The sequence below is a fragment of the Comamonas granuli NBRC 101663 genome (assembly GCF_000739995.1).
Lineage (GTDB): Bacteria > Pseudomonadota > Gammaproteobacteria > Burkholderiales > Burkholderiaceae_C > Simplicispira > Simplicispira granuli.
In genome coordinates this window covers 61,938-85,955 of record NZ_BBJX01000008.1, presented here as the reverse complement: position 1 = coordinate 85,955, position 24,018 = coordinate 61,938, and the positions used below count along the sequence as shown (strand labels likewise).

The following is a 24,018-nucleotide window of genomic DNA, read 5'->3' as shown; positions in this document are numbered from 1 at the left end:
ACATGCTGATCGACTTTTTCTACACCCTGCGCGCGGCCAAGCTGCCGGTGTCCGTCAAGGAGTTCCTGGGCCTGCTCGAAGCCCTGCAGGCCGGCGTGGTGGGCCCCAAGTCAGAGGACGCCTGGAGCCTGGACGACTTCTACTTCCTGGCGCGCACCGCGCTGGTCAAGGATGAAAAGCACTTCGACAAGTTCGACCGCGCCTTTGCCGCCTACTTCAAGGGCGTGGAGATGCTGGCCGACTTCACCAAGGAGATCCCGGCCGACTGGCTGCGCCAGGTGCTGGAGCGCGAACTCAGCCCCGAGGAGAAGGCCGCCATCGAGAAGATGGGCTGGGACGAGCTCATGGAGACGTTGAAAAAGCGCCTGGAAGAGCAAAAGGGCCGCCACGAAGGCGGCAGCAAGTGGATAGGTACGGGCGGCACCAGCCCCTTCGGCCACGGCGGCTACAACCCGCAGGGCGTGCGCATCGGCGGCGCTGGCAAGAACAAGAGCGCCGTCAAGGTCTGGGAGCAGCGCGCCTACCGCGACTACGACGACCAGCAGGAGCTGGGCACGCGCAACATCAAGGTGGCGCTGCGCCGCCTGCGCAAGTTCGCGCGCGAGGGCCACGAGCTCGAACTCGACCTGCCCGACACCATCCGCAGCACGGCGGCCAACGCCGGCTACCTCGACATCAAGATGGTGCCCGAGCGCCACAACAACGTGAAGGTGCTGCTGCTCATGGACGTGGGCGGCACCATGGACGAGCACATCCAGCGCGTCGAGGAGCTGTTCTCCGCCGTGAAAAGCGAGTTCAAGCACCTGGAGTTCTACTACTTCCACAACTGCGTCTACGACTTCATGTGGAAGAACAACCGCCGCCGCTTTGCCGAGAAGTTCCCGACCTGGGACATCATCCGCAAGTACAACAAGGACTACAAGCTGATCTTCGTGGGCGACGCCACCATGAGTCCCTACGAGATCCTGCAGCCCGGCGGCAGCGTGGAATACAACAACGAGGAAGCGGGCGCCGAGTGGCTGCAGCGCCTCACGCACGCCTTCCCCAAGTTCGCCTGGATCAACCCCGAGCCGCAGGGCGTGTGGCAGTACCGCCAGAGCATCAGCATCATCCAGCAGCTCCTGGGCCACCGCATGTACCCTTTGTCACTCAAAGGCCTCGAGGAAACCATGCGGCTTTTGTCAAAATAGCCTGCATGACCCCACCCCACGCGGCGCCGGCCCGGTGGCCGGCGCTGTGGTTTCTGCTGCTGGCCCTGGCCCTGGGCACGACCACCGGCTGCGCGCTGCGCCGCGGCGCAGCGCCTGCGGCGCCCGCCGAAGACGCCCCCAGCCCCGCCTTCACCCTGCAGGTGGACGCACATGACGAGTCCCTGCGCGCCTACCTGCTGCGCCACCTGGAACTGCAGCGCTTTCGCCACCTGCCGGACCTGCAGGCCAGCGAGCGCGAGCGCCTGGCCACCGCCGCCGAAGGCAATGCGCGCGAACTGCTGGCCACGCTGGGCTACTTCAGTCCCGCCATCCGCATCACCACGCAGCCGGCGCCCGCGCCCGGCGCCCTGCCCGCCATCACCGTGCAGGTCACGCCCGGGGCGCGCACGCAGGTGGCCCGCGCCGACATCACGCTCGAAGGCCCCGCAGACGATGCGCAGCGCGCGCACCGCCAGGCGCAGATCGCCGGCGCCTGGAGCCTGCCGCCGGGCACGCCCTTCACCCAGCAGGGCTGGGACGCAGCCAAGGCCGAGGGCCTGCGCCAGCTCCAGGCGCGCAGCTACCCCACGGCGCGCATCGCCGACAGCCGCGCCGACATCGCCGCCGACCCGGCCCAGGCACACCTGAGCGTGCGCTACGCCACCGGGCCCGCCTACCGCCTGGGCGCACTGCAGGTGCACGGCAGCACGCGCTACGACCCGCTGGGCGCCGAGCGCATCGCCCGCCTGCCCGCGGACGCCGACTACAGCGCGGCGCTGCTGCTCGACGCCCAGCAGCGCCTGGCCGCCAGCGGCTACTACGACTCCGTCTTCCTCACGCTGGACACCGCGGCGCCCGACCCGCAGGCCGCCCCCGTCATCGCCCAGGTGCGCGATGCGCCGCTGCAAAAGCTGGTGCTGGGCGCGGGCCTGTCCACCGACAGCGGCGCGCGCCTGTCGCTGGACCACACGCACAACCGTCTGCCGGGCCTGGGCTGGCGCGCGCTCAGCCAGGTGGCGCTGGACCGCACGCAGCAGCGCCTCTCCAGCGCCTGGAGCGGCCTGCCGCAGGCCAATGGCTGGCGCTGGTTTGCCAGCGCGCTGCTGCAGCGCGAGGCCACGGGCAGCTACGACGTGAACAGCACGCGCCTGCGCGCCGGCAGCACGCGCGAGGACGAACGCATCACCCGCAGCCTCTACCTGCAGAGCGACACCGCCAGCAGCCAGGGCCCGGGCGCACCGCCGCGCAGCAGCGCGCTGAGCCTGAACCACGGCTGGACGGCGCGCCGCTTCGACCAGGCCACGGCGCCCACGCGCGGCTGGGGCCTGGCCCTGGAGAGCGGCCTGGGCAGCACGCTGCACCCGCGCTACGACCCCTTCGCGCGCCTGCTGCTGCGCTGGCAGGGCTTCGTGCCTCTGGCCCGCGTGGACCTGGGCGAGAACGTGCAGCGCCGCAGCCGCCTGGCGCTGCGCCTGGAGGGCGGCGCCGTGCTGGCGCGCAAGGCGGCGGACATCCCCGTGACCCAGCTCTTCCTGACCGGCGGCGACACCACCGTGCGCGGCTACGGCTACCGCAGCATCGCCGCGCGCGACCAGGCGGGCACGCTCTACGGCGGGCGCTACCTGGCCGTGGGCAGCCTGGAGTGGCAGCGCCCGGTCACGCTGCGCGGCAACCGCACGGACTTCGAGAGCGCCGTGTTCATCGACGCCGGCGCCGTGGCCGACACCCCGGGCGCCCTGCGCGCGCGCGTGGGCCTGGGCGCAGGCCTGCGCTGGCGCAGCCCCGTGGGCCCGCTGCAGGCCGACCTCGCCTGGGGCGTGCAGTCGCACCAGTTGCGCCTGCACCTGCGGCTGGGTTTCAGTTTCTGAAGCTATCAAAACATGAGCTTCTCGCGCTTCATTCACAAGCAATTCAGGTACTTTTTATTTTCAATCCTTTGAGAATCAAGCGCCAGCCGCTCTCTTTTTGAAAGCACATGCCCCCGCACGACCCACCCCGCCCTGCTGCCCCGCCCCGCCGCCCCTGGCGCCGGGCGGCGCGCGCTGCCGCGCTACTGGCCCTGGGCCTGCTCGCGCTGCCCGGGGGGCTGTGGTGGTGGGCGGGCACGCCGGGCTCGCTGGCCACGCTGCTCGCCTGGGCCGCGCGCGCCCTGCCCGCGGACCAGACCCTGGAGGCTGAGGGCGTGGACGGCACGCTGCGCGCGGGCGGGCGCATTGCCGCACTGCGCTGGCGCAGCCCCACGCTGGAGCTGCAGGTGCAGGACGCCGAACTGCGCTGGCAGCTCGCGCCGCTGCTGCAGGGCCGCCTGCAGTTCAGCACGCTGCAGGCCGCGCGCCTGACCCTCACGCCGCAGGACGCACCGCCCGCCGCCAGCACCGCGCCGCCCATGCCGCCGCAGCAACTCACGCTGCCGCTGCCCGTGGAGCTGCCGCTGCGCGTGCAGCGCATCCATTGGGCCGGCGCGCGCCCGCTGGAGCTCGGCGGCCTGGCCGCGCACTACCGCTATGACGGCAGCCAGCACCACCTGGACATCGCCACCCTGGACATCGCGCAGGGCCGCTACGCCCTGCAGGCCACGCTGCAGGCGCACGCGCCCCTGGCGCTGCAGGCGCGCGTGCAGGGCCGCGTCGCGGCCGCCGTGCCCGGCGCCGGCCCCGCCCGGCCCTGGGAGGCCGAGGCCCAGGCCCAGGGCACGCTGGCCGGCGCCGACGCGCAGGTCGCCGTGCAGGCGCGCGTGCGCAGCGCAGCACAGGCCGCGGCGCCCGTGCACGCCGACCTGCAGGCGCACATCGCCCCCTGGGCCGCGCAGCCCCTGCGGCAGGCCCAGGCCACGCTGCAGGCCCTGGACCTGGCCGCGCTCTGGCCCCAGGCGCCCGCCACGCAACTGGACGGCAGCGCCCGGCTGGCCCCCGCGGACGGCGACGGCTGGCAGGTCGAGGCCGACCTGCGCAACGCCCGCCCCGGTCCCTGGGACCGCCAGCGCCTGCCCCTGGCCGCGCTGCAGGCCCAGGCGCACCTGCAGGACGGCACCTGGACCCTGGAGCACGCCCACCTGCGCGCCGGCGGCGGCAGCGCCACGGCCCAGGGCCGCTACACACCCGCACGCCAGGCGCTGCAGGGCCAGGTGCAGGTGCGCGGCATCGACCCGGCGCAGTGGCACAGCCAGTTCCCGTCCGCCCCGGTGAGCGGCAGCGCCAGCGCAGCCCTGCAGGCCGATGGCGGCGTGGACTTCAGCGCCGACCTGCGCAGCCCCGTGCCCGCCGTGCGCCGCGCCGGCGCGCTGCACCTGGCGGCCCAGGGCCGCTGGCAGGGCACGCAGCTCAGCCTCGCCCGGCTGGAGCTCACCGCCCTGCAGGCCCGGCTGCAGGCGCAGGCCCTGCAGATCGACACCGCCGCCCCCCAGGCCCGCGGCCGCGTGCAGGCCCGCGTGCCGGGCGCCACGCTGGCGCTGGACGGCAGCATCGCCGCGCACACCGGCAGCGGCGCCCTGGACCTGCAACTGGCGGACGCCGCCCTGGCCCAGCAGTGGCTTGCCGCCCTGCCCGGCCCGCTGCTGCAGGGCCTGCCCACCCCCCTGCTGGCCACGCGCCTGCAGGGGGGCGCCACGCTGCAGGCGCAGTGGCAGGGCGGCTGGCAGGCCCTGCAGCAGCCCTGGCAGGCCGCCGCCCGCCCCCCCGGCAGCGCCACGCTGCAGGCGCAATGGAGCAGCCCGCGCCTGCGGCTGCAGCCGCCAGCGCCGGCCGCCGCCATCGAGCTGCTGGAGACGCGCGCCAGCCTGCGCGCCACCCTGCCCCGGGCCGAGGTGGAGATCGACGGCGCGCTGCGCCAGGGCGCGCAGCAGGCGCGCCTGCAACTGCGCGCCAGCGCCACGGCCCAGGGCGCCGGCCGCTGGCAGGCCGAGCTGGACGCCCTGCAGGCCCAGGCCGCGCCCGCCGGCGCGCGCGCCCCCTGGCGCCTGGAACTGGCCGGGCCGCTGGCCCTGGCGCTGCAGACGCAGCCGCGCCTGCAGGTGCAGGCGGGCGCGGGCGCAGCGCGCCTGCACGCGCCCGCGCCCGCCGGCAGCAGCGCGCTGCTGCGCTGGAAGCCCCTGCAGTACGCCCAGGCCGCCGACGGGGCGCCGCAGTGGCGCAGCCAGGGCACGCTGCAGGGCCTGCCGCTCGCCTGGGCTGACGCCTGGGCCCCGGACGGGGGGGCGGGCGCGCTCGCACGCCTGGGCCTGGCGGGCGACCTGGTGTTCGACGGCCATTGGGACATCGCCGCGGCCAGCAGCCTGCGCGCCCGCATCAGCCTGCAGCGCGCCAGCGGCGACCTGCGCCTGAGCGCCGCCGACGCCGCCGCCACCAACGCCGTAAGCGCGCCCGCCGCCACGGCCGGCCTGCGCCAGGCGGCGCTGCAGATCGAGGCCGACGGCGACGCACTGCTCGCCCGCCTGCACTGGGACAGCGAGCGCGCAGGCCGCGTGCAGGCCGAGGCGCGCACGCGCCTGGAGCGCAGCGCCAGCGGCTGGCTCTGGCCCGCCGGCGCGCCCCTGGACGGCCAGGTGCGCGCCGACCTGCCGGACCTGGGCGTGTGGACCGCCTTCGCCCCGCCGGGCTGGCGCGTGCGCGGCAGCCTGCAGGCCGACGCGCGCCTCTCGGGCACGCGCAGCGCACCGCGCTGGAACGGCCAGCTCGCGGCCGACCAGTTCACCGTGCGCTCGGTGCTCGACGGCGTGGACCTGCGCGACGGCCGCCTGCGCGCCCGCCTGCAGGGCGAGCGCCTGGAGATCACCGAGCTGCTGTGGCGCGGCGGCCCGGGCAGCCGCGCGCGCATCCCGGGCTACAGCGGCAACCGCACGGCGGCCCCGGCCGACGGCGGGCGCCTCGCCGGCACGGGCCAGTTGTCCTGGGCGGACGGCCGCATCGCCCTGGACCTGCGCGCCCAGGCGCAGGCCCTGCAGTTGCTGGTGCGCGCGGACCGGCAGCTCAGCGTCTCGGGCGACCTGCACGCGCAGTTGCAGGACGGCCAGTTCACGCTGCGCGGCGCGCTGCGCGCCGACCGCGCCACCCTGCTGCTACCCGAGGCCGGCGCGCCCGCGCTCGGCCCGGACGTGGTCGTGCACACCAGCGCCGCGCCGCGGCAGGGCGGCGCGCCCGCGGCGCCGGGCCGCGTGGCGCCCGCGCGCGCCCCCGACATCGCGCTCACGCTGGACCTGGGCCCGGACTTCGCGCTGCAAGGCCACGGCCTGACCACGCGCCTGAGCGGCCGCCTGGAGCTGCAGCGCAGCGGCGCCGCGCAGGCGCCGCCGCGCGTCACCGGCGAGGTGCGCACCGAGCAGGGCCGCTACCGCGCCTGGGGCCAGGAGCTGGACGTGGAAAGCGGCCTGCTGCGCTGGAACGGCCCCTACGACGACCCGCAGCTCGACATCCTGGCCCTGCGCCCGCACATCCGCGTGCGCGCGGGCGTGCAGGTCAGCGGCACGGCCCGGGCGCCGCAGGTGCGCCTGTACGCCGACCCCGACCTGCCCGACGCGGAAAAGCTCTCCTGGGTCGTGCTGGGCCGCAGCGCGGCCGCCGGCGGCGCCGAGGCCGCCCTCATGCAGCAGGCCGCGCTGGCCCTGCTGGGCGGCGGCAGCGACCCGGGCAGCCGCATCGCCCAGCGCCTGGGCCTGGACGAAGTGGGCATCAAAGGCCCGCAGGCGGGCAGCGAGGCCAGCAGCGCCGCCCTCACGCTGGGCAAGCGCATCTCGCAGGACTTGTACCTGAGCTACGAGCGCAGCCTCTCGGGCGTCATGGGCACGCTGTACATCTTCTACGACCTGTCCCAGCGCCTGACCCTGCGCGGTCAGACCGGCGAGCAAAGCGCCATCGACCTGGTCTTTACCGTGCGCTACGATTGAGCATCAAAATGGGCTGCAGCGCTTACCGGACAAGCGCAGGCAGCTATACAAACAAGAGCATCCGGCAGCCGCACCGCCGGCCCGCGCCCTGCCCTTACAATGCTCGGCCACCTCCCCGTAGTTCAATGGATAGAACGAGTGCCTCCTAAGCGCTAGATACAGGTTCGATTCCTGTCGGGGGGACCACGCCCAGGCCGCACCGTTGCAAGAACGTGCGGCCTTTTTCTTTGCCCGCAGCAGGCACGGACCGCGGAGGCTGCCCGGCGCTGCGGCGCCCGCGCCTTCACGGCAGGCGCGCGAACGGGTCCACCAGCGCGGCCAGCGGCACCGCGCCCGGGGCACCGCCCCCGCCGTGGGACGCTGCAGGCTCGGGCGCAACGCTGACCGGGTGGGGCGTGAGCGGGGCCATGCTGCGGCCGTAGATCCGGCGCACGCGCTCGGCCAGGCTGGGGTGGCTGTCGAGCCAGCGCTCCAGGCCGTGGGCGCCGCCGGCCTCCACCAACAGCATGTGCTGCACCGAGGGGTGGCCCAGGCCCATGCGGTCGGGGTTTTCCGCGTAGCCGGGCGGGGTGTTTGCGCACTGCGCCATGACCTTGCGCAGCACGCCGCCCAGGCCGTCCTTGCTGCGCGTCCATTGCACGGCGCGCGCGTCGGCCAGGAATTCGCGCTGGCGCGAGACCGCCGCCTTGAGCAGGCGCCCGGCGAGCCAGCCGGCAAACCCGGCCAGCATGATGGCCGTGCCGAACCACCACGACAGGCCGGCGTGCTCGCGCATCTCTTCGCCGAAGTTGTGCACCAGCTCCAGGCCGAACACCATGCCCGCCAGGCGCATCTTCAGGCGCGTGTCGCCCTCGTGCAGGTGCGAGAGTTCGTGCGCCACCATGCCCTGCAATTCCTCGCGCGTGAGGTAGTCGAGCGCGCCCTGCGTGACGGCGAGCACCGCGTCCTGCGCGTCCCAGCCCGCGGCAAAGGCGTTGATGGCATCGGCGCGCGGCAGCAGCATGACCTGGGGGCGCGGCATGTGCGCGGCGATGCACAGCTCCTCGACGACGTTGGCCAGGCGCTGCTCGGCGTGCGAGACGGCAGGGCGCAGCTCGCGCGCGCCCACGCGCCGCGCCAGCCGGACGCCGCCGGCGCGCAGGTTGGACGTCTCCACCCACCAGCCGCCCAAGATGAGCAGAAAGGACACACCCACGTTGGCCGCGAGAAAGCCCGCGGGAAACGGCAGGTGCCCGGGCAGCAGCAGCGCCATGAGCCACCAGGCCAGCACCAGCGCGCCATGCACGGCGGCCACGAGCAGCAGCACCGCCAGCGCAAAGGCCAGCAGCAGGCGGCGCGTCTCGGCGCGGGCGCTGTGCTGCTGGTCCCAGAAACGCATGGCCGGCGCCGCCGCGTGGGGCTGCGTCAGAACCGGACCTGGGGCGCGGCGCGCTCGGCCTCGCTGCGCGTGGCCTCGAGCATGGGCGCGGGCGCAAAGCCCAGCAGCCGCGCCACGATGAGCGCGGGGAAGCGGGTGGCGGCGTTGTTGAAGTCCAGCACCTGGTCGTTGAAGGCCTGGCGCGCAAAACCCAGGCGGTTTTCCGTGCTGGTGAGCTCCTCGCTGAGCTGGCGCATGGTGGCGTCGGCCTTGAGCTCGGGGTAGTTCTCGGCCACGGCCATGAGGCGCCCCAGGCTGCCGCCCAGCGCCCCTTCGGCCACGGCCAGCGCGCCCATGGCGGCCGCGCTGGTGGGCGCCGTGCGCGCCGCGGCGGCCGCCCCCTGGGCCTGGCCGCGCGCCTGGATGACGGCCTCCAGCGTAGCGGCCTCGTGCTGCAGGTAGCCGCGTGCCACTTCCACCAGGTTGGGGACCAGGTCATGGCGGCGCTTGAGCTGCACGTCGATCTGGCCGAAGGCGTTGGCGATGCGGTTGCGCAGCTCCACCAGCCGGTTGTAGGCCGCGATGGCCCACAGCACGGTCGCCGCCGCCACGCCCACGATGATCCATCCGCTTGCCGTCATGGTTTCCCTCCTTGTTGGGTCTGTGCCCCCGCCGGGCGCTGCTGCAGAGAGCCGGCCCAGCCGGCCGTGGCGGTCGGCATATTTTGGAGCATTTTGGGCCTCTAGCGCTTATCCATCAAGCGCTGGCAGCTCCTGAAGCCATAGCATCATTCGGCCGCCTTGCGCAGTGTCTCCACCACCGGGCGCTGCAGCACCTCGCGCAGGCCCCACCAGCCCGCCAGCAGCGCCAGCACGGCGCCCGCCAGGCTGCCGGCCAGCGGCACCAGCGCGGGCGCCGTCCAGGCGAAGTCGAACACGTAGCGCGCCAGCGCCCAGCCCACGGCCACGGCGGCGCTGCTGGCGAGCAGGCCGGCCAGCAGGCCCACGCCCGCCAGCTCGGCGCGCTGCACCTGGCGCAGCAGGCGGCCCGGGGCGCCCAGGGCGCGCATGATGGCGTACTCGCGCGCACGCTCCTCGCGCGTGGCGGTGACGGCGGCAAACAGCACCACCAGCCCGGCGGCCAGGGTGAAGCCGAACAGGAATTCCACGGCGCGCACCACCTGGTCGAGCACGTTCTGCACCTGCAGCAGCGTGGCGCCCATGTCCACGTTGGTGACGTTGGGAAACTGGCGCACGAGGGCGTTGTCGAAGCCCGCCTGCGCAGGCGCGCGGTAGGCGGCCAGGTAGGTGAGCGGCGCATCGGGCACCTGGGCCACGGGGAACATGACGAAGAAGTTGGCGCGCATGGAGGCCCAGTCCACCTTGCGCAGCGAGGTGATGCGCACCTCCTGCTGCACGCCCGCCATGTCAAAGCGCAGGGTGTCGCCCAGCTTGAGGCCCAGGGTCTGGGCCAGGCCCTCTTCCACGCTCGCGGCCCCCTGTTCGCCCGGCGTCCAGCGGCCGGCGACGACCTGGTTGTGCGGCGGCTGCTGCTCGGCGTTGGAGAGGTTGAAATCGCGCTCCACCAGGTGCTGGGCGCGCTCCTCGCGGTAGCTGTCCGGGGCGATGGGCTGCCCGTTCACGGCCACGAGGCGGCCGCGGAACATCGGGTACCAGTCGTAGCGGCGCACGCCGGCCTCGCCGAGCATGTGGCGGAAGGCCTCGGCCTGATCGGGCTGGATGTTGATGACGAAGCGGTTGGGCGCGTCGGGCGGCGTGGCCTGGCGCCAGCTTGCGATCAGGTCGGTGCGCAGCAGCACCAGCAGCACCAGCGCCAGCAGGCCCACGGCCAGGCTGCTGACCTGCACCACGGCAAAGGCCGGGCGCGCCGCCAGTTGCCGCGTGGCCAGCACCAGCCAGCGCGGCGCGGTGGCCTCGCGCACGCTGCGGCGCAGCAGCCACACGGCCAGCCAGCCCAGCACGGCGAACAGGGCCACGGCCGCGGCAAAGCCGCCCACGGCGATGAGCCCGAGCCGCACGTCGCTGCTGACCACGAGCAGCAGGGCGGCAAAGCCCGCCACGCCCAGGCCCAGCACGGCGGCCGAGGCCGGGCGCAGCGCGCCCAGCTCGCGCCGGATCACGCGCAGCGGCGGCACCTGGGCGAGCTGCAGCACCGGCGGCAGGCCGAAGGCCGCCAGCAGCGTGCCCCCCACGCCCAGGCCCAGCGCCGCGGGCCACAGCCCCGGCGCGGGCAGGCTGGACTCGACCAGGCCCGCCAGCAGTGCCACGAACACGTAGTGCACGCCCCAGCCGAGCAGCACGCCCGCGGCGCTGGCCGCCAGGCCCACGAGCAGGAACTCCAGCGCGTAGCTCAGGGCAATGGCGCGCTGGCCCAGGCCCAGCACGCGCAGCATGGCGGCGGCATCCAGGTGGCCGGCGGCAAAGCCGCGCGCGGCCAGGGCCACGGCCACGGCGGCGAGCAGGGCCGCGAGCAGGGCCACGAGGTTGAGGAATTTCTGCGCGCGCTCCAGCGTCTGCTTCATCTCGGGGCGGCCCGTCTCCAGCGACTCCAGGCGCACGCCGCGCAGGCTGCCGTGCGCGAGCTGCTGCTCGGCCCAGGTGCTGAAGCTGCGCACGGCGCGCGGCTCGCCCGCCACGGCAAAGCGGTAGGTCAGGCGGCTGGCGGGCTGCACCAGGCCGGTGGCGGCCACGTCGGCGGCGTTGACCATGACACGCGGGGCAAAGGCCATGAAGCCCGCGCCGCGGTCGGGTTCGAGGACGATGATGCGCGCAATGCGCAGCGCGGCATCGCCCAGCAGCAGCTCGTCGCCCATCTGCAGGCCCAGCGCGTCGAGCAGGGGCGCGTCCACCCACACCTCGCCGGGCGCCGGAATGTCGCGCGTGCTGCGCCCCTCCTGGCCTGGGGCGTCGGCCACGCGCAGGCTGCCGCGCAGGGGGTAGCCGGGCTCCACGCTCTTGAAGGCGACGAGGCGGCTGGCCCCGCCCCGGGCGTCGCTGGCGCGGCCCATGGTGGGAAAGGCCACGGTGGTGACGGCGGCCAGGCCCAGGTCGCGCGCGTGCTGCACGAACGCCTCGGGCGTGGGGTTGTCGCTGGCGACGACGGCGTCGCCGCCGAGGATTTGCAGCGCATCGCGCTGCAGGCCGCCTTCGAGCCGGTCGGCGAAAAAGGCCACGGAACTGAGCGCCGCGACGGCCAGGCAGACCGCCACGGCCAGCAGGCGCAGCTCACCGGCGCGCCAGTCGCGCCACAGGGTGCGCCAGGCCAGGGAGAACACGGAGAGGGGCATGGCGTTCACTCCCACCACATGGCGCCGATGTCGTGCGCGGTGATCGGGTAATTCATCCACACGCCGCGCAGGCCCTTGCGCGCCACGGCGGCGTTCTGCGGCGCAAAGATCCAGACGTTGGCGGCATCCTGCGCCAGGTGGCGCTGCAGGTCGGCAAACAGCATCTGGCGCTCGCGCGCGTTGCTGCTGGCGGCATGGCGTTCGGCCAGGCTGCGGAAGTCGGCGCTGTCGTAGCCGAAGTAGTACGTGGGGTCGGTGTAGATGAGGTAGTCCAGCGGCTCCACATGGTTGATCAGGGTCATGTCGAAATTCCCCTTGAAGGCCCCCGCGAGCCATTGTGCCCACTCGACCTGCTCCAGGCGCACGATGATGCCGACCTTGGCCAGGTCCGCCGCGACCACCGGCCCGCCCATGCGCGCGTAGGGCGTGGGCGGCAGCGTCAGGGTCAGCCGCAGCGGCAGCGTGACCTCTGCCTCGCGCAGCAGGGCGCGTGCGCGCTCGGGGTCATAGGGGTACATGCCCGCCAGGTGCACGTAGCCCTGGTCGGTGGGCGAGAAGTGGCTGCCGATCACGCGGCCGCGGCCGTCGAGCACCTTGCGAATGAAGGCCTCGCGGTCGATGGCGTGCGTGATGGCACGGCGCACGCGCACATCGCCCAGCGGCGCGCGCCGCTGGTTGAGCGCCAGCAGCCCCTTGCTGGCCGACGAGCCGATGAGCACCTGGTAGCGGCTGTCGCCCTGGAAGCGGGCAATGTCCTGGGTGGCCAGGTTGAAGAACACATCCACCTCGCCGGCCTGCAGGGCGGCCGACTGCGCGGCCATGTCGTGGATGAAGCGGTAGCTGGCGCGCTCGATGTGCACGCGCGCGGCGTCGCGGTAGGTGTCGGCCTTGAGCAGGGTGATGCTGTGGCCGCGCGTGCGCTGCGCGATGCGGTAGGGCCCCGTGCCCACCGGCTGCGTGGCCGCCTGGCCGGCCGTGGCCGGGTGCAGCACCACGGCCGGCGGTTCACCGAGGCGAAACAGCAGGCTGGCGTCGGGGCGGTGCAGGGTGAGCACTACGGTGTGCGGATCGGGCGTGGCAATGTCGGCGATGTTGTCGAACAGCGCCTTGCGCGCCTTGTTGGTGGACTCGGGCGCCGCGGCGCGCTCGAAAGAATAGCGCACGGCCACGGCGTCGAAGGCCGCGCCATCCTGAAAGCGCACGCCCTGGCGCAGGCGGAAGGTGTAGACCTTGCCGCTGGCGTCCACGCTCCAGGAATCGGCCAGCAGGGGCACGACGGCGCCGCTTTCCTCGATCTTGGTCAGGCCCTCGAGCACGTTGTAGTGCACCACCTCCCCGATGGCGGCGGCGGCCCCCATGGTCGGGTCCAGGGTATCGGGTTCGAGCGAGATGTTGATGGTCACGCTGCGCGGTGCCGGCTGGGCCTGCGCGCCCGGGGCCAGCACCAGCAGCAGGGCCAGGGCGGGGGCCCAGAGGCTGTGCAGAATCTTCACGGGAATCACCTTGTCAGAGCAGGCGGCTGGCGGTGGCTGGAGGGTTTTCCACGACCGGCGGCCCTGCCACCAAATGCAGCAAAGTGTGACATAGTACCCAGCGCACGCCCCGCCGCGAGAGCACATGCCCTTCTCCAGCCCTTCTTCGCCACCCCCGCTGGCCCGATCGCCCTGGATCTGGGGCCTGCTGGCGCTGGTCGTGCTGGCCCTGCTGGGCGGCATTGCCTGGGGCTTGCAGGTGACCTACCAGGCGCGTGCGCAGGAGCACCGCCACCAGATCGAACGCGAACTGCTGGCTATCAGCCAGTTGCAGGCGCGCAGCGTGGGCGAATGGCGCGAGCGCCGCCTGCTCGACGCCATGGCCCTGTCGGACGACGCGCTGTTTGCCCGTGCCGTGGCCGACTGGCTGCATGCCCCGTCCATGGCCCGCCAAACCCTGGTGCGCGAGCGCCTGCGCATTCTCGAGGAACGCGCCCGCTACAGCGCCGTGTACCTGGTGGACACGGCCGGGCGCCTGCTGCTGGCACCGGACGGCCCGCGCCCGGGCCACCTGCCCGACCCCGAGCAGCAGGCGCTGCAGCAGGCGCTGCAGCAGGCCCAGGCCATGCTGGTGGAGCCGCGGCGCGACGCCATCTTCGCCTTTCCATTCCTCGGTGTGATTGCGCCGCTGTTCGACGGCATCGAGCCCCTGGGCGCCGTCTGGCTGGTGACCGACGTGCGCACCACGCTGTACCCGCTGCTGGAGTCCTGGCCCACGAACAGCCGCACCGCCGAATCCATGCTGGTGCAGCGCAGCGGTGACGAGGTGCTCTACCTCAGCCCCCTGCGCCACCGCAACGAACCGCCGCTGACCGCGCGCCTGTCCATGGCGCAGACGGACAACACCGCCGTGCAGGCCGTGCGCGGGGGGCGCGGCATTCTCTACGGGCGCGACTACCGCGGGGAGAACGTGCTCGCGGTGGTCAGTGCCGTGCTCGACTCGCCCTGGTTCCTGGTGTCGGAAGTGGACATCGCCGAGGCCTTCACCGACGTGCAGGCGCGCGAATGGTGGTCGCTGGGCCTGCCCATCGGCCTGGTGCTGCTGCTGGGCGGTTTTCTCACCGCCTTCTGGCAATGGAACGCGCGCCGGCGCGAGCGCCGGCTGCAGCGCGAGCTCGAACGCCACCTGCGCTGGCTCGATACCGCGCAAAAGGCAGCGGCGGTGGGCTACTTCGCCTATGACACCGAAAGCCAGGAATTCATCATTTCGCCCATGGTCAGCCAGATCTACGGCCTGCCCGCCGACGGGCGCATGGGACTGGACCAATGGACCGCCCTGCTGCACCCGCAGGAGCGCGCGCACATCCTGGCCGTGCACGGCCAGGCCATGGCCGAGCGCAGCCCCTTGCGCATGCAGTACCGCATCCTGCGCGCCAGCGACCAGCAGGTGCGCTGGGTCCAGGTCTGGGCGGAATACGAGAAGCCCTCGCAGGCCGAGAAAGGCAGCGCCCCGCGTATGACGGGCACGGTGCAGGACATCACCGAGCGCAAGCTCACCGAGGAGCAACTGGCCGGCTACCGCAGCGCCCTCGAAGCCCAGGTGCGCACCGACCCGCTCACCCAGGTGGCCAACCGCCGCGCCCTCGACGAAGCCGTGGCCAGCGAATGGAGCCGCGCCGCGCGCAGCGGCTCAGCCCTGTCGCTGCTGATGGTGGACGTGGACCACTTCAAGGCCTACAACGATCACTACGGCCACGTGGCGGGCGACCACTGCCTGCGGCAGGTGGCGCAGGCCCTGTCGTCCGCGGTCGGGCGCGCGGGCGAGGTCGTGGCCCGCTACGGGGGCGAGGAATTCGCCGTGCTGCTGCCGCACACCGACCTGCCCGCGGCCCTGGCGATGGCCGAGCACATGCGCGCCGCCGTCAGCGCCCTGGCGCTGGAGCACCGCGCCGCCGGCCCGGGCAACCGGCACGTGACGGTGAGCATCGGCGTGACCTGCCTGCACCCCCAGGAGCTCATGGCCTCTGGCGCCTTCCCGGAGGCCGCCGAGGCTGCGCGCGCCCTGTTCTACCAGGCCGATTCGGCCCTCTACAACGCGAAAAAGGCCGGGCGCGACACCGTGATGGCCTGCCCCGCGACCTGGCAGCCGCTGGAGCCCGCCGCCTGAGGCGCCTCATGGGCGATCTCAGGTCGAGCGGCTGATGGTGATGCTCGGAATCTTGGCGGAATAGTCCTTGGACTGCAGCGCGATGCGCGCGGCCACGTCGCGCGCCACCTGGAGGTAGATCTGCGCCACCTCGCTGGCGGGTTGTGCCACCACCGTGGGGCGGCCGCTGTCGGCCTGCAGGCGGATGTTCAGGTCCAGCGGCAGGGCGCCCAGGTAATGCATGCCGCGCTCCTGCGCCAGGCGGCGCGCGCCGCCCTCGCCGAAAATGTGTTCCGCATGCCCGCACTGCGAGCACACGTGCACGGCCATGTTCTCCACGATGCCCAGGATGGGCACGCCCACTTTCTCGAACATGGTGATGCCCTTCTTGGCATCGAGCAGGGCGATGTCCTGCGGCGTGGTCACGATCACCGCGCCGGTGAGCGGCACGCGCTGCGAGAGCGTGAGCTGGATGTCGCCCGTGCCGGGCGGCATGTCCACGATGAGGTAGTCCAGGTCCTTCCAGTTCGTCTGGCGCAGGAGCTGCTCCAGCGCCTGCGTGGCCATGGGGCCGCGCCAGATCATGGCCTGGTCCGGCGTGACGAGAAAGCCGATGGACATGACCTGCACCCCGTGGTTGACCAGCGGCTCCATGGTCTTGCCGTCCAGGCTGTCGGGCTTGCGGTCTATGCCCATCATCATGGGCTGGCTCGGGCCGTAGATGTCGGCGTCGAGCAGGCCCACGCTGGCGCCCTCGGCCGCCAGGGCCAGGGCCAGGTTGGCGGCGGTGGTGCTCTTGCCCACGCCGCCCTTGCCCGAGGCCACGGCCACGATGTTCTTCACCCCGGGCAGGAGCTGCACGCCGCGCTGCACGGCGTGGGCCGTGATGTGCGTGCGGATGTCCACCGCCACCTCCTGCACCCCGGCCACCGTGCGCGCCGCGGCTGCCAGGCGCGCGCGCAAGGCCTCGTGCTGGCTGCGCGCGGGATAGGACAGCTCCACCTCGAAGGCCACGGCCGCGCCCTGGATGCGCAGGTTCTGCACCGCCTTGGTGCTGACGAAGTCCTTGCCCGTCAAAGGATCCGGCACCGCTGCCAGCGCCGCCAGCAGGTTCTGTTCATTGATCGCCATGGTCTGATGTATCAAGTAGGGGACAGCGAAGTCTAGCGAAGCACCCCACAACCCCACTGGCATTGCGCACTTGCGCGCCACTGTGGCGGGCATGCCGCATGCGGGTTTCCCCCACGCGGCCCGGCGCCGCGCGCTGGCGCACACTGGCAGCCACACCATGCCGTCGACCGCCGCCCCGCCACCGCACCGCCCCGCCACCGGCCTGCTGCTCACCGGCGGCGGGGCACGCGCCGCATACCAAGTGGGCGTGCTCGAAGCCATTGCCGACCTGCGCCTGGTCTGCGGCGCCGGCAAGGAGCCCAACCCCTTCCCCATCGTCACCGGCACCTCGGCCGGCGCCATCAATGCGGCCGCGCTGGCCTGCGGCGCCGACCAGTTCGACCGCGCGGTGCGCCGCATCGCACGGGTGTGGAGCAACTTCCATGCGCACCACATCTACCGCGCCGACTCCATCGGCGTGATGCGCAGCGGCGCGCGCTGGCTCACGCTGCTCTCGCTCGGCTGGGTGCTGGTGCGCTGGCGCCGCATGCGGCCACTCTCGCTGCTGGACAACACGCCCCTGACCAGCCTGCTGGTCAAGCTGGTGCCGCTCGTGCGCCTGCCGCGCCTGTTCCAGCAGGGACACCTGCAGGCGCTGGCAGTCACCGCATCGAGCTACAGCTCGGGCGAGCACGTCACATTTTTCGAGGCGGGCGAACGCCTGGGGCCCTGGGTGCGCTCGCAGCGCCGCGCCGTGCGCGACCGCATCACGCACGAGCACCTGCTGGCCTCGGCGGCCATCCCCTTCGTCTTTCCGGCCACGGCCATCGACATCGACGGCCACACCGAGTATTTCGGCGACGGCTCCATGCGCCAGTCGGCCCCGATCGCGCCGGCCATCCACCTGGGCGCCGAGCGCGTGCTCGTGGTGGGCGCGGGCCGCATGCACGAGCCGCAGAACGACCGCTCGGCCGCCGCCTCGCAGGGCTATCCCTCGCTCGCACAGATCGCGGGCCACGCGCTGTCCAACATCTTCCTCGACGCCCTGTGGGTGGACGTGGAGCGCATGCAGCGCATCAACCAGACGATCTCGCTGATCCCGCCCGAGGCGCGCGCGCACAGCAGCCTGCGCCCCATCGAGCTGCTGGTGATCGCCCCCTCGCAGCGCCTGGACGCCGTGGCCGCGCGCCACCTGGCCGAATTGCCCACGCCCGTGCGCGCCATGCTGGGCGCGCTGGGCGTCTCGGCCAAAAGCCCGGACGTGCGCAGCGCCGCCCTGGCCAGCTACCTGCTGTTCGAACAGGGCTACACGCGCGAGCTCATGGCCCTGGGCCGGGCCGACACGCTGGCGCAGCGTGCCGCCGTGTGCCGCTTCTTTGGCTGGCAGGATACGGGCGCCGAGTTGCCCCAGCGCCCGGCCACGTGATCCGCACGGCGCGCGGCCAGCGCGCGCCGCCCTGGGCCTTTGCCCGGGCCGGCCCGCCGGCAGCGCGACCCAGCCCGTAAAATTGACCGTTTCGCCAGCCAGGCGAGCCTGCTTCGAGAGCCGCATCCATGCCCGCACGCAAACTCTTTGTCACCACCGCCCTGCCCTATGCCAACGGCCATTTCCACATCGGCCACATCATGGAGTACATCCAGGCCGACATCTGGGTGCGCACGCAGCGGCTGCTGGGCAACGAGGTGAACTTCGTCGGCGCCGACGACACGCACGGCGCGCCCATCATGATCGCCGCCGAGAAGGCCGGCAAGACGCCGCAGCAGTTCGTGGCCGACATCGCCGCCGGCCGCCAGCAGTACCTCGACGGCTTCCACATCCAGTTCGACAACTGGCACAGCACCGACGCCCCGGAAAACCACCAGCTCGCGCAGGACATCTACCGCGACCTCAAGGCCAACGGCCTGATCGAGACGCGCACCATCGAGCAGTTCTTCGACCCCGAGAAGAACATGTTCCTGCCCGACCGCTTCATCAAGGGCGAATGCCCCAAGTGCCACGCCAAGGACCAGTACGGCGACAACTGCGAGGTCTGCGGCGCGGTGTACGCGCCCACCGACCTCATCAACCCCTACTCCGCCCTCTCGGGCGCCAAGCCGGTGCTCAAGCACTCGGAGCACTTCTTCTTCAAGCTGTCGGACCCGCGCTGCGTGGCCTTCCTGGAAGACTGGACGCAGGACGGCCGCCTGCAACCCGAGGTGGCCAACAAGGTGCGCGAATGGTTCACCGTGCGCACCAACCCCGACGGCAGCACCAGCGAGGGCCTGGGCGACTGGGACATCTCGCGCGACGCGCCCTACTTCGGCATCGAGATCCCCGATGCGCCGGGCAAGTACTTCTACGTGTGGCTCGACGCCCCCATCGGCTACCTCGCCTCGCTGAAGAACCTTTTGACTAAGCGCGGCCAGGACTACGAGGCCTACATGGCCGACCCGCAGCTCGAGCAGTACCACTTCATCGGCAAGGACATCGTCACCTTCCACACCCTGTTCTGGCCCGCCACGCTGAAGTTCAGCGGCCGCAAGGTGCCCGATGCGGTGTTCGTGCACGGCTTCCTCACGGTGAACAACGGCGAAAAGATGAGCAAGAGCCGCGGCACGGGCCTGGACCCGCTCAAGTACCTGAAGCTGGGCATGAACCCCGAGTGGCTGCGCTACTACCTGGCCACCAAGCTGTCGGCCCGCAACGAAGACATCGACTTCAACGCCGAAGACTTCATGGCGCGCGTCAACGCCGACCTGATCGGCAAGTACGTCAACATTGCCAGCCGCGCCGCCGGTTTCATTGCCAAGCGCTTTGGCGGCCAGCTCGGCGAGGTCTCGGCCGACGGCGACGCGCTGCTGGAGCACCTGCGCGCAGGTGCCCCCGCCATCATCGAACTGCTGGCCGAGCGCGAATACGGCAAGGCCCTGCGCGAGACCATGCTGCTGGCCGACCGCGTGAACGCCTACGTGGACCAGAACAAGCCCTGGGAACTGGCCAAGCAGGAGGGCATGGAAGGCCGCCTGCAGGACGTGTGCACCACCTGCATCGAGGCCTTCCGCCTGCTCACCATCCTGCTCAAGCCCGTGCTGCCGGCGCTGGCCGCGCAGGTCGAGGCCTTCCTGAAGGTCGCGCCCTTCACCTTTGCCGACGCACAGACCGCGCTCGGCAAGGGCCATGGGATCGGCGAGTACAAGCACCTGATGCAGCGCGTGGATGCGAAGCAACTGGAGGCCTTGTTTGAGCCTCCAGCCCAGGCGGAGCAAGCGCAGGCAGCTACCGAAACCGTAGCTCCCGGCGGCGAGGAGCTGGCCCCGACCATCACCATCGACGACTTCGCCAAGATCGACCTGCGCATCGCCCGGATCGTCCACTGCGAGGCCGTGGAGGGCTCGACCAAGCTGCTGCGCCTCACGCTCGACGTGGGCGAGGGCCGCACGCGCAACGTGTTCTCAGGCATCGCCAGCAGCTACCAGCCCGAGCAGCTCACGGGCAAGCTCACCGTGGTGGTGGCCAACCTGGCGCCGCGCAAGATGAAGTTCGGCGTGTCCGAGGGCATGGTGCTGGCCGCCAGCCATGCGGACGAGAAAGCCAACCCCGGTATCTACGTGCTGGAGCCCTTCCCCGGCGCGCAGCCGGGTATGCGGGTGCGCTGAGCATGAACCCCAGGCCTGGCGCCTGGGGTTCATGATTCCACGGGATCAGGTCAACCCCAGGTCGGTGCCGTACTGCGCAGGAGTGAGGATGCCCTTGATCACGTCCTTTTGGTCGGCGGTGAGATTGGTTGCAAAACCCTGCAGCGCGTTTATTTGGGCAGTACCGGCGGTCGCGAGCGCAGCGATTTGGGACAGTGTGAGCTGCGAAACATTGGCCCCATCGATCGCACCGAGCTGAGTGGTGGTCAGATCGTCGATCTGGTCCGGGCTCAACGCGCGAACCTGCGATGCCGTCATGGCGCCGATCTGCGTAGCATCCAGGTTGGCAAGCCCCGCCACCAAGCCTTGAAGCTGCGTGTTCTGCACCTTCGTGATATCAAGAGCAGCGAACTCTGTGGCACCAAGATTGTTGAGTTGCGTATCGGTCAGCGAGCCCACTTGCGAGGCGGTGAGCTGACCGATCTGCGCCGCGCTCAGCATATTGATGCCTATCGAATTCAACGCAACAACCTGGGCGTCGGAGAGCTTGGCGATATCTGCAGCGAGATCGCGGACCAGAGTATTGGCCGAGGGCGCGCCCGTGCCATCGTCGAGCTTCTGCTGGAGTTGCGCTGCCGTCAGTGCCTGCAGCTGTTCGTCGCTCAAACCCTTGTTTGCAGTGGTGACCTTGGCCAGTGTGACCTTGGTCATGTCGAGATCGGCCACCTGAGCGGTGCTCAAATCGCGCAGCTCGCTCAGCTTGGGCAAGATGTAGCCGATCTGGTCCTTGTCCAGCGCCTGGATCTGGTCAGAACTGAGCATATCGACCTGTTTCGAGGTCAGTTTTTGCAGTTGCGTTTGGTCGAGCGCCTTGATCTGGTCCGGCGTCATATTGGCGATATCCGCGGCAACCATCACGTCCCGGAGTACGTTCAACTGACTGCCATTGAGCGAGCGCAGTTGCGCCTGTGTCAGGGCGGCGAGTTGCTGGGTGGCCATGCCGGAGAGCTGGTCTGTGCTCAAGGCTGCGACCTGGGTGGTGCTCAGATCCTTGATCTTGGTTGCATCCAGCTTGCCCAGCACGCTGCCCAGCTCTGGGGCACCTAGGGCGCGCAGTTGGGTGCTGGTCATGTTATTCACCTGGGTTCCGGTCAGGAACTGCAGTTGCTCCGACTTGAAGGCTTGGATCTGGGCCGTCGTCAGGGCCGCCAGATCCTCGGTTTCAATATTGGCGATCTGGCCCGCCGTCAAGGCCTTCAATTGGTCCGCGCTCAAGGCACGCGCCTGGCTGGCGGTCAGTTTCTCAATCTGGGTATAAGAGAAGGCTGCCAGCTGGCCGGTCGTGAAGGCGCGCACCTGCGCGGTAGTCAGCGCCGCGACCTGATCAGTATCCAGCGCGCTAATTTGCGCTGCGCTCAATCCCTGGATCTGGGCCGACTGGAACTTGGCGAGTTTGGCCGCGATGTCCTGCGACTCCAGCGCCTTGACCTGGTCTGCGGTCAGCGCGGCCACCTGAGCATCGGTCAGGGCCGCGACCTGGGTGTCTTTCAGGTTGCGAATCTGCTCCGTGGAGAGTAATTTCAGTTGTGCGGTGCTGATCGCCTGGATCGCGGTATCCGTAATGCCCTGCAGGGCGCTCGAGGTCAGCTGGTTGAGCTTGGTTGCGGTGAGCGATGCCACCTGGGCAGAACCGAGCTTTGCCGTCTGCGCGCCGGACAGGGCGGCGAGCTGGGCATTGGTGAGCTGCGCCAACTGCCCGGTGGTCAGCTTGGCCATGTCGGTATCCTTGAGCGCGGCGATCTGCGTATCGGACAAACTCCCGATCTGACCGCTCTGGATCTTGGTGATCAGCTCCTGGACGTCCTTGTCCTCCAGAGCCTTGAGCTGGCTGGCATCCAACACCTTGACTTGCGCTGCGGTCAGTTTGGCTGCCTGGGAATCCTTCAAGGCCGTGATCTGTTCCGCGCTGAGCTTCTCGACCTGCTCGGTCTTGAGCGCGGCAATGGCCACGTCCTGCAGGGCGCCGATTTGTTCGTTGCTGAGCTTTTGCAACTGGTCAGTCTTCAAGGCCCGGACCTGCGCTGTGGTCATGGCATCCAACTGCTGCGTGGTGAGCGCGGCAATCTGGTCGGTCGAGAGCGCGGCCACCTGGGCCGTGGTGAGCGCCTTGAACTGCGTGCTCGTGAGGGATTGGACCTGGTCGGTTGTCAGCGCGGCGACCTGGCTGGCTGCCAGGGTAGGGACGAGCTTGGCCACCTCGTCATAGGCCATGAGCTTGAGCTGGTCAGCACTGAGCTTGCCCACAGCGGCCTTGTTGAGCTTTTCGACCTGGCCCACCGTGAGGGCCTGGATCTGCGTGGAGCTCAGGGTCTGAATTTGGTCCGTAGTCAAGGCGGCCACCGCGCGTGTGGAGAGCGCGGCGATCTGCTCGTTGCTGAGCGCACCGATACCATCGGTTGTCGCCCCCAACGTCTTGACTTGCGCGGCCGTCAGTGCATTCACTTGGTCTGTGGAGAGCGCCTTGATGTGATCGGAGCTGAATTGACCAATCTGGGCATTGGACAGCGCCGCAATGGCTGCCGTGGACAGGGCCGCAACCTGGTCCGAAGCCAGGGCCTTGATGCCGTCAGTGTTGGCTTTGTTGGCAACCAGCATGCGCACCTGCCCCGACGTCATGGCGCCAAGCTGCACATCCGTCAAGGCACCGAGCTGCGCGCCCGACAGGTAGCTGATCTGGGTAGTGGTCAGCGCCTTGATGGCCGCGCTGCTGAGCGATGCGATCTGGTTGCTGCCCAGCGCTGCGATCTGGGTGGAGCTCAGCGCTGCGGCCTGCGTGGGCAGCAGGGCGCTCAATTGCTCGTCGGAGAAGCTGCTGACATCGGTACCCAGGGCGCCGATCTGCGCGCCGCTCAGGGCCTTGAGGTTGTCGGTGGACAGAGCGGCTACCTGGGTATTCGTGAGCGCGGTGAGTTGCTGATTGGTCATCGCGCGCACCTGGGTGGCTCCCAGGTTGCGGATTTGTGTATCAGACAAACTGGCCACCTTGATGCCCAGAGCCTTGATCTGCGTTCCACTCAAGGCCTGCAGCTGGTCGTTGCCCAGCAAGCCTATCTGGTCGTTGCTCAGCCCGGCCAATTGCTTGGCTGACAGCATGGACACCGCACTACCCAGGGCGTCAATGGCGTTCAGCTGCGTGGCCTTGAGCGCCTGGACCTGGCCGGAGGTAAGTGCGCCCACCTGGGCGGGACTCATGGCGCGGATTTGCTCTTCCGTCAACGAGCCCATTTGCGTGGCCGTCAAGGCGCGGATCTGGTCGGTGGTGAATGTGTCGATGATGTCGAGCTGTTCACCTTTGAGCGCCTGGACCTGCAAGTTGTTGAGCTGACCGCTGGCGTCGTCTTTTTCGATTTGCCGAAGCTGGTCGGCAGTCAGCGCGGCAATCTGCGCCGTGGCGAAGGCCGCAAGCTTGCTGGCATCACCCCGGAATTGGTCGATCTGGTCATACTGCAACGCCGCCATCTGCCCGGCGGTCAGCGCCTTGAGCTGGGTGGACGATAGCCCACCCACCTGATCGGAGGTGAGGCCATAGCGAACCTGATCGGCCGACAGTGCCTTGAGGGCCGTGGCGCTCAGGTTGACGATGGTGCTGCTGTCCAGGCCACTGACCTGCTCGGCCGAAAAAGCCTGGATCTGTGTCGCTGTAAGTTTTTTGACCTCATCACTATTGCTGGAGATGCTGGCGATGTCCGCCTTGGACAGTGCGGAAATCTGATCCAACGACAGACCGGAAAACGAGGTAATCGCCATAGCTTTGCTCCTTCAATACAACCAAGCAGAACGCCAGCGGGCAAGCTCTGCGTCCAGGATTCGACAAATTCTTATCGGCGGCGCTGCAAACTTCTTAAGGGTTTGCGTCAAAATGTTCAATAATGTTACAAAATAT

At 70.5% G+C, this 24,018-nt stretch carries 12 protein-coding genes and 1 tRNA gene; 7 read left to right on the top strand and 6 right to left on the bottom strand.

Features of this window, described 5'->3' with window-relative positions:
* The first annotated feature begins 2 nt into the window (after positions 1–2).
* The 4 genes from CGR01S_RS09940 to CGR01S_RS09925 all read left to right on the top strand — a co-directional run bounded on the left by CGR01S_RS09940 (position 3) and on the right by CGR01S_RS09925 (position 7,254).
* Positions 3–1,190, top strand: coding sequence for a vWA domain-containing protein (locus CGR01S_RS09940; RefSeq protein WP_042426034.1), 1,188 nt, complete (start codon positions 3–5; stop codon positions 1,188–1,190).
* Between the two features lie 5 nt (positions 1,191–1,195).
* Positions 1,196–3,058 carry an autotransporter assembly complex protein TamA gene (locus CGR01S_RS09935; protein ID WP_042426030.1) on the top strand — a complete coding sequence of 621 codons (1,863 nt, stop codon included), beginning with the start codon at positions 1,196–1,198 and terminating at the stop codon, positions 3,056–3,058.
* A 107-nt stretch (positions 3,059–3,165) separates the two neighbouring features.
* Complete coding sequence (locus CGR01S_RS09930) at positions 3,166–7,068, top strand: translocation/assembly module TamB domain-containing protein (protein ID WP_042426027.1); 3,903 nt, start codon at positions 3,166–3,168, stop codon at positions 7,066–7,068.
* Positions 7,069–7,179: 111 nt separating this feature from the next.
* Positions 7,180–7,254: transfer RNA gene (locus tag CGR01S_RS09925), tRNA-Arg, on the top strand.
* 97 nt (positions 7,255–7,351) lie between these two features.
* Here CGR01S_RS09925 and CGR01S_RS09920 read toward each other — a convergent pair.
* The 4 genes from CGR01S_RS09920 to CGR01S_RS09905 all read right to left on the bottom strand — a co-directional run bounded on the left by CGR01S_RS09920 (position 7,352) and on the right by CGR01S_RS09905 (position 13,225).
* Positions 7,352–8,446, bottom strand: coding sequence for a M48 family metalloprotease (locus CGR01S_RS09920; protein ID WP_042426024.1), 1,095 nt, complete (start codon positions 8,444–8,446; stop codon positions 7,352–7,354).
* A gap of 26 nt (positions 8,447–8,472) precedes the next feature.
* On the bottom strand, positions 8,473–9,066 hold the full coding sequence (locus tag CGR01S_RS09915) for a LemA family protein (protein WP_042426021.1): 594 nt from the start codon (positions 9,064–9,066) through the stop codon (positions 8,473–8,475).
* 146 nt (positions 9,067–9,212) lie between these two features.
* A complete protein-coding gene (locus CGR01S_RS09910) occupies positions 9,213–11,732 on the bottom strand; it encodes an ABC transporter permease (protein WP_042426326.1) in 2,520 nt (839 codons plus the stop codon).
* Positions 11,733–11,737: 5 nt separating this feature from the next.
* Positions 11,738–13,225 (bottom strand): ABC transporter substrate-binding protein, encoded by a 1,488-nt coding sequence (locus CGR01S_RS09905; RefSeq protein WP_369345549.1) that lies wholly within the window; start codon positions 13,223–13,225, stop codon positions 11,738–11,740.
* A 124-nt stretch (positions 13,226–13,349) separates the two neighbouring features.
* Here CGR01S_RS09905 and CGR01S_RS09900 point away from each other — a divergent pair, with 124 nt between their 5' ends.
* A complete protein-coding gene (locus CGR01S_RS09900) occupies positions 13,350–15,371 on the top strand; it encodes a sensor domain-containing diguanylate cyclase (protein WP_042426018.1) in 2,022 nt (673 codons plus the stop codon).
* An 18-nt stretch (positions 15,372–15,389) separates the two neighbouring features.
* Here CGR01S_RS09900 and apbC read toward each other — a convergent pair whose 3' ends face one another.
* Positions 15,390–16,481: an iron-sulfur cluster carrier protein ApbC gene (apbC, locus tag CGR01S_RS09895; RefSeq protein ID WP_042426015.1), complete on the bottom strand. Its 1,092-nt coding sequence runs from the start codon at positions 16,479–16,481 to the stop codon at positions 15,390–15,392.
* A 157-nt stretch (positions 16,482–16,638) separates the two neighbouring features.
* On the opposite strand from apbC, the gene CGR01S_RS09890 reads away from it, so the two are divergent.
* Both CGR01S_RS09890 and metG read left to right on the top strand, forming a co-directional pair.
* Positions 16,639–17,886 (top strand): patatin-like phospholipase family protein, encoded by a 1,248-nt coding sequence (locus tag CGR01S_RS09890; protein ID WP_042426321.1) that lies wholly within the window; start codon positions 16,639–16,641, stop codon positions 17,884–17,886.
* A gap of 128 nt (positions 17,887–18,014) precedes the next feature.
* Positions 18,015–20,096, top strand: coding sequence for a methionine--tRNA ligase (metG, locus tag CGR01S_RS09885; RefSeq protein WP_042426012.1), 2,082 nt, complete (start codon positions 18,015–18,017; stop codon positions 20,094–20,096).
* 45 nt (positions 20,097–20,141) lie between these two features.
* Here metG and CGR01S_RS09880 read toward each other — a convergent pair whose 3' ends face one another.
* A complete protein-coding gene (locus CGR01S_RS09880) occupies positions 20,142–23,882 on the bottom strand; it encodes a hypothetical protein (protein WP_042426010.1) in 3,741 nt (1,246 codons plus the stop codon).
* Positions 23,883–24,018: the final 136 nt, after the last annotated feature.